The organism is Neisseria sp. Dent CA1/247 (assembly GCF_022870825.1).
GTDB classification, from domain to species: domain Bacteria; phylum Pseudomonadota; class Gammaproteobacteria; order Burkholderiales; family Neisseriaceae; genus Neisseria; species Neisseria zoodegmatis.
On the sequence record NZ_CP091522.1, the window covers coordinates 1,136,142 to 1,148,316 of the forward strand.

Sequence of the window (12,175 nt, forward strand, 5' to 3'; positions counted from 1 at the left end):
GGCCTTTAGGGTTAGCTGGTGGTCATTGTGGCAATACAGAATGGGCGGTAGATAATCGCACCCCATGTGCCTTGAGACTTTTTCTGCTTAATGCTTGATGCTTCCAAAACCATATTGTGCGCGCGCAGTTTTTCGGTAAAACCGCACTCCAACGTGCGTTGTCCATCCAGCTCTTCCACAATCAATTGCACGGTTTCGCCGCTGGCCGCCGAATACTCCGGCACGGTTTCGATGCGCAGATTTGGGAAGTTTTTCTTCACTTGGTCTGCAACATTCACGTTGTATTGGTTGGTCTTGGTCAGCTCAACGCTTGCGGTCGGACTACACACCAACAACATAGGTGTGTTCATGTCGATTTTCCCGCCTGTTTGCTTTAACAGCGTTTGGAATAACTTGCGGATTGATTCGTACACTTCCTCCCCGGTAGAAGCCGCCCATGTTTTGCTGGCAACCGTAGCGGAGGGCAGGGCAGGGTCGTTCAAGATGCCGTAATTCTGTAAGCCTTTAACACCAAACAAATAGGTTTTGTTTTGGAAACGGTTCAAGGCGTTTACACTTGCCTGATTTACGCGGTTAACGTAATCAATCTTGGCTTCGCCTGCACGCGCAACCTCACGTTCACCCCAACGGGTAAACACTTGGTAATGGTAGCTTTGGCGTTGCGGGAAGTTTACGTTTACACCGCTCACGCCGTTGTTGTTGTAGTCGCCGTAGCTCGACACTTCGCCAGTAGGCTCAACAGTCATGAATGTTGCGGTTTCTGTCGTCCAGTCGCCCTTTTTCACTTCGCCAAAGATTTCGGCGGCTTTCATCGGCTGCAAAACAACTTCAATCAGTTTCGGATCAACGTAGTTCAGCATCCATGCCGGGATACCGCTATTGCCTACGGTAGTCAAAGCTGGTTGCGCGTCCATTGCCAAAGACGACAATACGGCATCATCCATCAACTTTTTTCCACCACCCATAAACACGATACCGGCATCGCGTTCCAGTTGGTTAAATGTTCGATTCATTCGTTACTCCCATGTTGTGATTTTAGCCAGTTCGCCCGCGCCGGCTTTTGATGCTACTTTAAAGCGGGTCAGGGTATGACCTGATTCAGTTGTTTGCGCCGACGCCTTCAACGTGCCGTCTGCATCTTTGGCAAACACGTTTTGGCCGATTTCGGCACCGGCAGGGAAGTGCGCCCAAAAGTCGCCGCCTGTTGCCAAAGTGATTGCTTGACCGGGCAAAACCTTGTTTCCGCTTTCTGCCAAAAACTCGGTAATACTTGCCTGCATTTCACGATGCACAAAGCCGATGCGACCACCTGAACCTTTTTTATTGCTTACTTTACCGTCAGCATCAGCCCATGCAAATACGCCAACGGTTACGCCGCTTTCCCCTGCAACTAATGCGCCTTCGCCTACCAACATAGAAGCATTAGGGTTGACAGAAGCAAAATCCCCCGCAACGGCGGGGGCTTGATATGGTTTTACTGCTTTTTGAAATGGCATAATTAACCCTTTCTGATTCGTTCAAGGCCTTTAAATTGCGTGGTAGCACCCTTGCCGCCCGCAGAATCCATTGCCACAGTTTTTGATTTACCCAACATACCGACCATTGCGCGGTAGGCTGACGGATGTACACCTGAAACATCTACACCGCTTTGCTCTAACGCAAACTTGTAAACGTCTTCCGCGCTATCCATTGCCACTTCGCCGACAAACGGAGCAACTTCACGTTGCGCCGTTGCCAACGCTTGAGCACGTTTACGCTCTTGCGCAACAGCCGCCTTAATTGCTGCGTCCATAGCCACTTTGGTAATAGCTGCGTCTTGCGCGGGCTTGGGTGCGCCGTTTTCAGGTGCGTCGGGCGCGTCGGGGTCTGCTTCGTCCTCTGCGGTATCGTCATCTTCGGTTTCAGCTTCGCTCTCGGCAGGATTATCATCATCAGTGCCGACTTCTTCGGGCGGCATTTCTTTGCCGTCATCTTCAGCAGTCTGAACTTCCTTAGTCAGCGACCCGATAACCTCCAAAAGCTCGTCGGGGCTTAATTCGGCATCTTGCGCCAGTAACGGCTTCAAGGCTGCCTTAATGCGCTCTTGTGCGCCTTGTTTCAGCTTCATAGCTTTCCTTTCATAAAATGGGTCTGCATCGCTTACAACAACATCACGCCCCGCCCGACCCACATCGACAAGGGCAACATGATTACCGACAATATCCCGCATCACGCCATCATAGTGGCGGCCTTGATACTCTCCCGCTGTCATATCGGGCGTGTAGTGATACGCGCTGGATAGTTCCATCTGTTCGCCGCTCTCGATTCCGGCTATCGCCTCATCATCCCAAACAGACAACGAGCATTTCAGATAGCCGTCTGAAAACACCACATCGGAACCCGTGCTGCCGACCACAATGTCTTTTTGCGGGTCTTTAGCTGATACGGGAATATGTTTGTTCAACAGCGGCAGATTGCGGAATGTGGGGGCTGCTTTTTCCAATTCCTTAGGGTCTCGCAACAGGTAATAAACCTTTTTTGCATCAAGCCCCAATCGCTCAAAGTTCGGAATCTCTGAGCCGTAGTAAGGATTGACCACAGCCTTGCTGATATTGGATACCGCAACATGCAAACGCCCGTCTTTGTCGTAAGAACGGGCGCTGCGGTCTTGAGCTAAAGTTATCTCTTTCCGGTAGTGTTTCGGATTATCACAATCCATTGCGTAGGTTTCGTCTAAATAATCCATAATCAATCTGGATACCAGCCTCCGTTTCTATCGATTTTTTCCTGCAGATCGCGCTTCATTTGCTCATGCTCTTTTCTTCTGCTTTCATCAATCTTATCTAAAACAGATTGAAGCTCAGGATTGTATTTACGCCTATATAGCGCGTTCGCCTCGGAAATAGCCCAATCATACGGATTAAAACCCTCTCCGCCCTCATTCATCACGTTTTGGTATCGCTTGCGCGCTTTTTCCAAATCGTTAATGTGAGACTTCAAATCTTCTTTGGATAACTGGTTAATATCTACGCGCGGTTTGGGATTAGTGGCATTTCCACCGGACGAAGAAGATGGCTGCTGAACCGGCGCTTTGTAATCAGGGCTGAAATGCTTGATTTCATCTGCCAAATCTACACCGGCAGGCAGATACCATTTCTTTTTATCAGGATTCCACTTGGCGCCGTGCTTTTTAGCAAGTTCGCGTTGCTCATACGGAACATTCAGATATGTGCCGCTTGCCTGTTCGCCCGCTTTAAACGCCTGCCAGTCTTTACGGTGCTGTTCAAGCTCTGATTTCTGTTCGCTTGTGATCGTGTACTCTTTATTGGAAACGTAAATACGGTGCGTGCCTGATTTCTTGCCGTCATAGAATTTCCCATTCCAATATGGGTTGCTGTGTTTACTTCTGATTTCAGCATACCAAGACGGGATTTCAGGGGCGGAAGTCATAGCCTTACCCCGCTCAATCATAGCCTGCTTTTCTTCTTGCTCTGTTTTTCCTGATAAACCCATTATCTCAAGAAAAGATGCGCCTCCATCAAGCTCAAAACTTTTCATGCCTCCTCTAAACTTATCCTGAAGCTCTTTCTCTCTTTGCCTCAACAGATCAGGCGGGGCATTGCCATTTTCATCTAATCTTGATTTCGGAAACCAAACGCCTACTTTTACAGGTCTTTCATGCCCACCAACCTCGCAATAGGCATTAACCATAACGGATTTTTCGGTTTCTTTTACGATATGGCCGATATTGGTTTTTGACGGTGGATTTGCCTCTGTTTTTGATGTTTCAGCACTTTTATATCTATCAGGATTATTAGAAACAATCTCTTTCAGACGGATTGACTGCAATTCTTTGCTTGGCGATTTAGCACCAACAAAATCCTTACGAATCTCGTTAATCTTTTCGCCCTTATGCTTGCCGCCCATGCCTTTTGTGATACGGCCTGAATCGTCAATTTCTACCGGAGTGCCTTTGTTTTCCGCGCCATTTGGCTTTACTGTAATCCAGCGGTTATCCATTGCAAGCAGGCGTTTTGCCTCCGCTAAAATAGCCTGTTGTTTCTGATTCATGAGTTAAATCCTTTAATCACAGCCCTACTGGTGCATCGGCAGTTGATTTCTTCTCCGGGTTGAACCCACTTTCCATCGAGATACATGCCTTTAGCTACGTTGAACCGCCTACCGTTGGCAGCCACATGACTTGGTCTCGGCTCTTTGCCGGCATGGGAGTGCATCCATATTGCTTCCGTGATACCCAATTCCTGACGTCTTGCTTTTTCAATCACGGCTTTTGCTTTATTGGTTTGGTCTCGCGCGATAAATGCGGCTCTACGTTCGCTGATACCAAAATCCTTACGCAGCTCTTTAGTTAGCTTGCTCATGTCGTAACCGGCATTAATCGAACGCCAAACCGTACTTTCTACGCGCCCTAAATACTGCTGGGCGATAGAACGTATCAAGCCGACATTTCCACCAAATGCGGCCTGAAATGCGTTTCTCGTTGCATGGGTGTGTCTGAAATTAACAGTAAAGCCCGCTTGCCTTAATGCAACTTCAAAAGCCTTATCTGTGTGCTTCATCAACTGATTGAGAAACTTCTCGGCTATTTGCGGGGCTAGCACGTCTAATCTATCCAGCCAACGCTTCAATAGGCGCGATAAAGCCAAACTAAGGCCGTCTGAAAGTGTGTCCTGCGCCAGTCCTTTCGGGTAGTGGTTATCAAGCAGGCTATTTACATCCTGCTTGATTTCACGCAACAGCTTCTTTAGGCTTTTCCGGTACGCCGCTTCAACCCCTAGATTCGGGTGTATCGGCTTCAGGATTACTTCGTTGGTTTGTTTCTTCATCGCCTAATCCGCCAAACAAATCTTCTTCCGACATTTCCGGCACATCTTCTACATCAATGCCGTTGTAACCGCTATTTGGATCAGCCGCCAACCGCTCGCGCGTCTCTTCAGCCGACAAAACCCCCGACTGAATATAACCGTTATCGACATCGGAATTAATCTTGCGGATATTCGCCAAGTCCATTTCACTCATTTGCTCAAGCGGAACGAAGTCAAATGTAATGTCGTCATCAACCTTGCCGAACAGGTGCAATTGAACCAGTTTCAACAGCTTGTCCAACGGGTCGCGCAACAGGTTTTCTTGCATGGACTTTATGTAGTCGTAATAAACGGCAATCTCACCCTCTGTGCTGGCGTTCAGGCCGCTTGGCGTAATTCCCAACAGCTTAACCAATGGCGTATGGCTCGGAGCGGCCATTTGTTCTTGCGCTTGAGCCAGTAGCGCATCAAGGCCAGATAAAGGTGTATTGAACTGGAAGAACTCTTCCGCGTCTTTATCAAGCAGCATCAGGCCGCGGTTGTCTCTTGTTCGGTTATACAGCTCTGCGCGCAGCGTTAAATCCGCACCACTATCACAGCCACCGGAAAGAATCCCCGACATATCGGTTTTAATTCCCGATAACGAAAAGCTGTGTAATAAATCGCTGATTGAATCAACAGTACGCAACCAGCGGTCAACATACGGCATCATCAACTGGGACATACTGACACCGCCGAAGTTATAGGCGGGCTTTAGTAAATCGGGAACAGGCCGCGCCACCAGCGTAAACATTCGGCTTGCGTGGATTTCCTGCCCCATGACATACCACGACTTAGGCTTGTAGAAATCGCCCGCTGTTGGGTCAACCGCGTTATATACGGCTGGTGTCGTCCACATCGGCTCGATATTGACCAACGCTTTCAGGCTACCCTTTTCTATCGTCTTATCCGTCAATAACAGGGGATTGGCCTGTTTATCATCATGACCTTTAATCTGCACAAGAATCTGACCGCGCCCAAAGAATCCATCTGTTTCAATCGCGCGGCGGAACACATCCCGAACGTTCAAACGCTCGTAGCATTCGTTAATCTGCTTGATGACTTCGCTATTATCGTCTTCTCCAACAGATTTAATTTCTATCCATTGGCGCGTCATTTCATTAGCCGTGGTTTCTACCACGCTGCGGTATTCAGAAATCTGCGCCAACTCCGCCAATCTTGGATAGCCGACAAAGCCCGTTCCGAAAAAGAAATCTGCCCCGAAGTTTCCAGCGGGGCAGCTATCCATTGCAATACTGTTTTCAGGCTTTACACCTTGTGGTAATTCAGGCATTCCCAATCCGTAAACTTGAACGGCCTTTTCGGGCATTTGTTGGATAGCACGGCGCATCGCCTTTGCATCCAATCGTTTTTGCTTTTTCTTTTTCATATTCCGCTCAATATATTCGGGTTGATATTCAAGCCACCTTGAATCGGCGCAAATGCCATAATCAGCGCATCCGCTCTATTTGGGCTTGGAATGCCGCGCTTTTTCATATCCTTTTTACTCTCGACTTTCACGCGGCCGTTATGATCGTAATCCACCCACGGGCGGCTCAATTCCGCTTTCAGATACTCAAGGTCTTTAATATCCTGCGAAAGGCTGATTAATTCTTCAACGGGATATTTGTCGCCATATTCGACAGCACGCCATGTTTTGTAAAAGCGGTCTCGAACTGCCCACCACGCCTGAGCCTTGATGTTGGAAAACATATCCTTATTCTTTTTGTCGTCGGTGTACTTGGCATCAGGCTTGTATACCGCTGCACCCGCATTGAATCCCACCGTTTGAACCTTGCCTGTCTTGCGCCGAAATTGTGCTTTAACCCCAGCACCAACACCTATACTGTCGTAAACGATTTTATCCACGCGCTTATCTTGGCTGAACATGTACGCTTTATCAGCAGAATAAATCACATCATGCCCGCGCCATTCGTCCATATCCAATACAACCGAACCATGCCGTAATATCGTGGCGTTCGCGTCTTCGCCTTCGTCCGCAACGTCAAAGCCCAATATGCGCTGACCGGCCGCTTCAAAACCCAGCTTGATATGCGCATCAATAGCGGCTTCAATCCAACTGGGCTTAATAATCGCCATCTCGCTATCTGCGACAGGCTCGCCAAGCCATATATGGCGGTACAGGTCGTAATCACGCTCCTTGCATTCCAGCATATCTGCCAGCAAGGGGGTGTTTTCAAAGTGCGGGTTTATATCGTAATTAGCCTTTAAAATAATGCTGTCTTTAGGCGGGTTTACGATAAACCGCTGATAAGTGTCGTCTAGTATGTTCTTAGGGTTGAAGCTGATCCAAATTTCCGCGTTCTTATCGCCACGGATAGACGGAATTAAAACGTCCCATGAGTTTTTAGTTACCGCTTCGGCTTCTTCCACCCAACAGATACCCACGCCCTGAATAGATTTAATCTTGGTTACGTTGTTCTTGATTCCGTAAAAGACAAATTTTGTACCTGTTCCCAAATGCGTGATGGTTGACTTCAGAATCTCAAACTCTTCCGTGTAGCCTAATCGGTCTATTGTCTCTATAAGTAACTGATAAACCGAATCATCAAGAGAACCTTGAAACTCGCGGGCGCACAAAATAACCGTATCAATCCTGCGGGATACTTCAACCGCTAACTCAGCAAGGAAATATGACTTACCACTTCCACGCCCGCCATAAAGCACTTTGTACCGCGCCTTGTTTATCAGCGGTTTGAAATACGGGTTTGCCATAGTCTTTTACTTGAAAATATCTTCCAGCGTTTTACTTTCCACTTGCACACGCATATCAGCCGAGACATCTAACTTATCGCCGTATTTTTTTGGGGCAAGTTTTGATGCTTTCCATTTGCGGGAATCAATCTGCAATCTTGCTTTGGCAACTGCCGCCGCTTCCGGCTGGCAATCGTCGGCTATCTTGATAATCTGATCTGCGTATAAATCGGCCTGCATCTCGCGCGCACGCGCGTATCTCTGACAAAATCCCTCATTCTCATCTAGCCAGCGGTAAACAGTACGCGCAGACGGCATATCTTCCATTAGACAAATAGATTCCAAACTAGCGCCTTCTGCCAGCATAGAGAGAATTTTTTCTACTACTTTTTCATCGAACTTTGATGGCCGCCCGACTGGGCGTTTCTTTTCTTCGCTCATGTCGCGCTCCGTTTAAGTATTCATGCGCCCCAATATTTACAACACAGGGCGCGGGATAACTCCACCACACCGCCACCGCATAGATATTTAAATCTCACGGTGTCTTTTCCAATCTCTACCACTTCGGCGGCATTGCCACTTGGTAAGATAACGTGTTGGCCTACTTTTAGGCTTAATGCAAGACGTTCCATAATTGCAACCCATTAAAAAACCGCCATTTGTTAGATGACGGCATTTTGTTTCAATGTTTCGGGTAAATTATTATTGTTTATGCTATCTAAGCTATACGCTTGAATAACACTTTATGCTAAAAATGCAAAAATCCCGCCATGTCTTAGCGGGATTTATCGGCGGTTCATTTACACGAATCGCCACATTAGCAAAAATTGTACAAAACTCCCCGCTTTTAGTCAAGCGGCATCAACAGCTTGCATGATTCCGGCCTCTATAAACACGCACTCCAGTTTGCATATCGCGCTGTTGTGCAGGGCGGCGACAACACCTTTGATTTTTTTATGCTGTCTCCAATACGCCCCCTTGCTCATGTCGTACTTGTCCATGATGGCCGTCTGCTTTGGCTTGCCCGTAAAGATATTGGCGATAATGGCATCACACACCAGCAGATTCACGCCGTTGTTTTGCTGCTCAATATACGCCGTTAAATCAATAATCCCGTCTTGCTTCAATCCGCCGCTGTACTGCATTTCCACGGCGGCCAGTTCGTAGCGATTCAATACCGATTCTACTTTGGCCTGTATCATGGCGGCGTTTGCGTGCCATTCCGCCTGCGTCAGGCCGACTGCGCCGTTTCCAACAACCCCTTTATTCTCACACCACGCCATAACTTGCGCCGTGTTGTTTTGTGGTTCGATCCGCAAACACCCGAAGCGGTAAGCGTCTTGTAGTGCTGCATCTACTGATTGATACATGTTTACCCCTTAATCAATTCTTCATACTGGTTTAAATATTCTTCGGCCTTTTGCTCGAACCACGCCTTAGCATCTTCCGTAATGATTCCGTACGCGGCCAGCGTGCAGGCTTCGCCCTTTTGATGCTGCATGGCGTGTTCTTCATGCGTTAAAGGCACGCCGCTGAATAATGGCTTGTAGCCGGTTCCACTGTCTTTTGCACGGCGCACATGGGCATATTCACATCTACCCTCGCCGTTTACCCACTCGCTGTATCTACCACTAATGCAAGACGGCTGTTTTCTGACCCATGCTTGATAATTATCGTCTCTCATATCTTGCACGCTCCACCCTGACAAGCGTTATCGTCCATTTCTGCGTCCACGCCGTCAGGCGCATCTACGCCGTCAAATGCAGCCAGCGCATCGTCTAATTCCGCAAGCTCAAAATCATCTGTATTTTCCAGCATCAAAACTCCCAAATAATGCCTCTTCGTGCGCCCCATGCCTGTATCTTGTTCTGATACTCGGTCATTTCAGCGGTGTTTAATGTCGTTGTCGATATAGGTGTTTTTAGCGTGTCGCCGTTGGGTAGTAAACGCTCGTTATATCCAATCAACTTGCCCTTGAAATATTCATGCCATGTTTCAGCGTCGTATCTTCTTCCCTCCACCCAAACGTTTTCGGCAATCTCTTGGTATATTTTCCACAGCCGCTTATTCTGCTCGATACTGCGCTTGCTTTTATGTGGCCTGATTACGATTTCCAAGTCCGGGCAGCCTTGCAGCCACCCGTTTACATTGCTTGAGATGTGATTCAACAGGGCATTTGCGTTGGACACTTGGCATCTAAACGTTAACTGATTCATTTGCCAACCCCAAATGTTTTGCCTGCATTTCTGTAAATCCCATCATCGGCTCAACAAAAACAACCACATGCGGATATTTATCAGCGGGGCAATATCGTTTCTTCACAATGCACTCCACCACCTGCTTATCATCGTTATAGACAATATCATTCAGGCCGTCTGAAATTGCTTTACCGATATTGTCTGCATCAGGTTTAACGGTAGGGTATATATCCCCACGCTGCGCCGCCTCACGCTTTTTCTTTGGCCAGCTTGTCGGCACGGGAAACCAAGCGCAAATATTTAAGCGTATCGGATCGTCAGACTTAACCCAGCCTTTCAGCATGGCCGCATGTTTCGCCGCATCGCCTACGGCCTTCTCGTATTCCCGTGTTTTTTTCGGCGTATATGCCCGCACTTGGCCGTTAATATTTGCGGTTCTATGCCGTCCTTTTCCTTGCGGCATACCATCAATGCGAAACAGTAAGCTATTCGTTGTCATCCCAACCATCCTTTACAGACCAAGCGCAAACACCCAAAAACAAGTAAAACATCACAATCAATACCGTCATTCCAACCCCCTTACATCCTTCCCGTTTTGCTCAAAAAACCGTTTCCGCCGCTCGATAACCTCGCTTGAGGCCGTCTGAAATTTACCCGTCTCACACACTTGGCAACTCGGCAGATACTTCCACGGCTCCCGCTTGATATTGCAATGGCAGAAACCGCCCATCTGTTTGCTTATCGGTGTTTTAAAATCGGCGTGGGTGCATTGGTAACATTTGGTCATAAAACTTTTCCGCTCTCTTTACGCCGTTTTTGATTGTAAATAGCGATACACTCTTCAACGCTTCGACCTTTCGTTCCGTGGATCCAGCTTCGATTCATGCACGGAGCATTTTCAAGCAACTTATTCAACTTTGAAATTTCTTCCTTTGCCTTAGCTCGCTCTTGTTCGGTTGGCGCGAAGCTGTAATCAAGTCTCAACATCTCAGGTTCTTCACGTTTGGGAAGTTTCGCGAGAAAATCGGCTGGGGTGGGCCATGTATTAATTTCAGCGGCCAATATGGCAAAGCAGTCCTGAAACCGTTTCATATCGGCTTCGGAATCCAATTTCTTGCCGTGCGCTAAAGCCGTATCCCACGCCTGAACTGTGGCGTTTATCGTGTCAATCGATGGGCAGCCTTTCAGGCGCAACGCAAGCAGCATTTGCAAGCCGTCATACAGGCAGACGTAAAGCCTAGCGGGCAATTTTGGTTTGTATTCACTCATTGCAGCTCTCCGTTTTCAATCATGTGCAAAATCCGCTGTTTCTCCGCTTCCAACACGGCGGCAGTCTGAAACGTTGCGCTTGGCTTGTGCTGTTGCGGCACGATTGCTGGCGCAGCATGCTGGAATGTTTTGTTTTGCAGATACTCCGCCCGAAAACTCGCCCATCCGTTGCCTGTTGCATACTCAACGGCTTGGCAGGCAGTCATACCGCACTTTACAGCTTCTTTTTCCAGCAGGCGCATAGCCGTTTCCGTGAGCGGTTGGCGTTTTGCCTTGCGGATTTGCAAATGGTCTTCAGCAAGCTGTCCGCAAATGCCGTACCTTGCGAGCAAAGCCAAGTCTTCGTCGTCCCGTTTTGTTCGTTTTGGTTTTTCAGGCTTGCAATCATCCCGATTTTCAGACGGAACACATGGCGGCGCGTCAGCGTCCGCGCTACTATGGTTAATTGATTGGTTAATTGATTGGTTGTAATTGATTGGTTTGGGTGAACCTGATTCACTACCCCCTAGTGAACCTGATTCACTACCTAGTGAACCTGATTCACTACCTAGTGAACCTGATTCACTACCTAGTGAACCTGATTCACTACCTTTTTTATCGCTATAATTGCCATTATCGAGCGTCAAATGGTAAATATTGGTCATATTTTCGCCGTTGGATTTTTGGCGTTTTGCAACCTGTAAAAAACCCATTTTTTGCAGTGTGTTGATATTGTCCATAACCGCACGTCTTGTGCATTCTGCTGCTTCGGCTATGGTGTCATAGCTAGGCCAGCACTCGCCCTTGTCGTTCGCTTGGTCTGCAAGTTTCAGCAAAATCAACTTTCGAACAGGACTGCCAACTTTTAACTGCATGGCCTTTGCTGTTAACGTCATGCTCATGCCGCCACCCCCAAGAAATAACGCTTATAGCGTTTGTTTTTTGCGTTTGTCTCCCAAACGCGGTTAATCACATGGCCTTGCCCTTCAAGGTCTTTGATGCGTGCAGCAAACTGCGTAATGCCGAACTTCGCATAGGCTTCGTAGCTCGTTAAGCTGCCGCCGTTTTTAAAATGGCTCAAAACCATCTTGCATTGGGATAAGTTTTCAGACATAATGCCTCCACTAATCTGTACTTCTGCCCGCCCCGTGCGGGCTTTCCTTTTGTCCG

At 47.9% G+C, this 12,175-nt stretch carries 18 protein-coding genes; all 18 read right to left on the reverse strand.

Translation table 11 applies throughout. From position 1 onward, the window contains the following. Positions 1 to 11 precede the first annotated feature (11 nt). Positions 12 to 1,013 carry a major capsid family protein gene (locus LVJ85_RS05585; RefSeq protein WP_244742310.1) on the reverse strand — a complete coding sequence of 334 codons (1,002 nt, stop codon included), beginning with the start codon at positions 1,011 to 1,013 and terminating at the stop codon, positions 12 to 14. 3 nt (positions 1,014 to 1,016) lie between these two features. After that, positions 1,017 to 1,496 (reverse strand): hypothetical protein, encoded by a 480-nt coding sequence (locus tag LVJ85_RS05590; RefSeq protein ID WP_244742313.1) that lies wholly within the window; start codon positions 1,494 to 1,496, stop codon positions 1,017 to 1,019. Positions 1,497 to 1,498: 2 nt separating this feature from the next. Continuing rightward, positions 1,499 to 2,725 carry a DUF2213 domain-containing protein gene (locus tag LVJ85_RS05595; RefSeq protein WP_244742344.1) on the reverse strand — a complete coding sequence of 409 codons (1,227 nt, stop codon included), beginning with the start codon at positions 2,723 to 2,725 and terminating at the stop codon, positions 1,499 to 1,501. A 2-nt stretch (positions 2,726 to 2,727) separates the two neighbouring features. Next, on the reverse strand, positions 2,728 to 4,050 hold the full coding sequence (locus LVJ85_RS05600) for a DUF5710 domain-containing protein (protein ID WP_244742347.1): 1,323 nt from the start codon (positions 4,048 to 4,050) through the stop codon (positions 2,728 to 2,730). Then, positions 4,047 to 4,826: a phage minor head protein gene (locus LVJ85_RS05605; RefSeq protein ID WP_244742350.1), complete on the reverse strand. Its 780-nt coding sequence runs from the start codon at positions 4,824 to 4,826 to the stop codon at positions 4,047 to 4,049. The genes LVJ85_RS05600 and LVJ85_RS05605 overlap by 4 nt, the downstream gene beginning before the upstream one ends. Then, positions 4,768 to 6,234, reverse strand: a complete 1,467-nt coding sequence (locus tag LVJ85_RS05610) for a DUF1073 domain-containing protein (protein WP_244742353.1) — start codon at positions 6,232 to 6,234, stop codon at positions 4,768 to 4,770. Before LVJ85_RS05610 ends, LVJ85_RS05605 begins: the two co-directional genes overlap by 59 nt. Then, entirely contained in the window at positions 6,231 to 7,580 is a 1,350-nt protein-coding gene (locus LVJ85_RS05615; protein ID WP_244742356.1) for a PBSX family phage terminase large subunit, read from the reverse strand. The genes LVJ85_RS05610 and LVJ85_RS05615 overlap by 4 nt, the downstream gene beginning before the upstream one ends. 6 nt (positions 7,581 to 7,586) lie before the next feature. Continuing rightward, on the reverse strand, positions 7,587 to 8,000 hold the full coding sequence (locus LVJ85_RS05620; protein ID WP_244742359.1) for a hypothetical protein: 414 nt from the start codon (positions 7,998 to 8,000) through the stop codon (positions 7,587 to 7,589). A gap of 20 nt (positions 8,001 to 8,020) precedes the next feature. Beyond that, on the reverse strand, positions 8,021 to 8,191 hold the full coding sequence (locus tag LVJ85_RS05625) for a hypothetical protein (protein ID WP_244742362.1): 171 nt from the start codon (positions 8,189 to 8,191) through the stop codon (positions 8,021 to 8,023). A 219-nt stretch (positions 8,192 to 8,410) separates the two neighbouring features. Next, a complete protein-coding gene (locus LVJ85_RS05630) occupies positions 8,411 to 8,929 on the reverse strand; it encodes a hypothetical protein (protein WP_244742366.1) in 519 nt (172 codons plus the stop codon). Between the two features lie 2 nt (positions 8,930 to 8,931). Beyond that, positions 8,932 to 9,243 carry a hypothetical protein gene (locus LVJ85_RS05635; protein WP_244742369.1) on the reverse strand — a complete coding sequence of 104 codons (312 nt, stop codon included), beginning with the start codon at positions 9,241 to 9,243 and terminating at the stop codon, positions 8,932 to 8,934. Further along, complete coding sequence (locus LVJ85_RS05640; RefSeq protein WP_244742371.1) at positions 9,240 to 9,377, reverse strand: hypothetical protein; 138 nt, start codon at positions 9,375 to 9,377, stop codon at positions 9,240 to 9,242. The genes LVJ85_RS05635 and LVJ85_RS05640 overlap by 4 nt, the downstream gene beginning before the upstream one ends. Then, positions 9,377 to 9,676, reverse strand: a complete 300-nt coding sequence (locus tag LVJ85_RS05645) for a recombination protein NinB (protein WP_244742374.1) — start codon at positions 9,674 to 9,676, stop codon at positions 9,377 to 9,379. The genes LVJ85_RS05640 and LVJ85_RS05645 overlap by 1 nt, the downstream gene beginning before the upstream one ends. A gap of 79 nt (positions 9,677 to 9,755) precedes the next feature. Then, entirely contained in the window at positions 9,756 to 10,265 is a 510-nt protein-coding gene (locus LVJ85_RS05650) for a RusA family crossover junction endodeoxyribonuclease (RefSeq protein ID WP_244742377.1), read from the reverse strand. Positions 10,266 to 10,322: 57 nt separating this feature from the next. Beyond that, positions 10,323 to 10,544 (reverse strand): hypothetical protein, encoded by a 222-nt coding sequence (locus LVJ85_RS05655; RefSeq protein WP_244742380.1) that lies wholly within the window; start codon positions 10,542 to 10,544, stop codon positions 10,323 to 10,325. Further along, the gene (locus LVJ85_RS05660; protein WP_244742383.1) at positions 10,541 to 11,026 is read right to left on the reverse strand and encodes a hypothetical protein; all 486 of its coding nucleotides are present in this window, start codon (positions 11,024 to 11,026) and stop codon (positions 10,541 to 10,543) included. The genes LVJ85_RS05655 and LVJ85_RS05660 overlap by 4 nt, the downstream gene beginning before the upstream one ends. Next, positions 11,023 to 11,907 carry a helix-turn-helix domain-containing protein gene (locus tag LVJ85_RS05665; protein ID WP_244742386.1) on the reverse strand — a complete coding sequence of 295 codons (885 nt, stop codon included), beginning with the start codon at positions 11,905 to 11,907 and terminating at the stop codon, positions 11,023 to 11,025. The genes LVJ85_RS05660 and LVJ85_RS05665 overlap by 4 nt, the downstream gene beginning before the upstream one ends. Then, positions 11,904 to 12,119, reverse strand: a complete 216-nt coding sequence (locus LVJ85_RS05670) for a helix-turn-helix domain-containing protein (protein WP_244742389.1) — start codon at positions 12,117 to 12,119, stop codon at positions 11,904 to 11,906. Before LVJ85_RS05670 ends, LVJ85_RS05665 begins: the two co-directional genes overlap by 4 nt. Positions 12,120 to 12,175 lie beyond the last annotated feature (56 nt).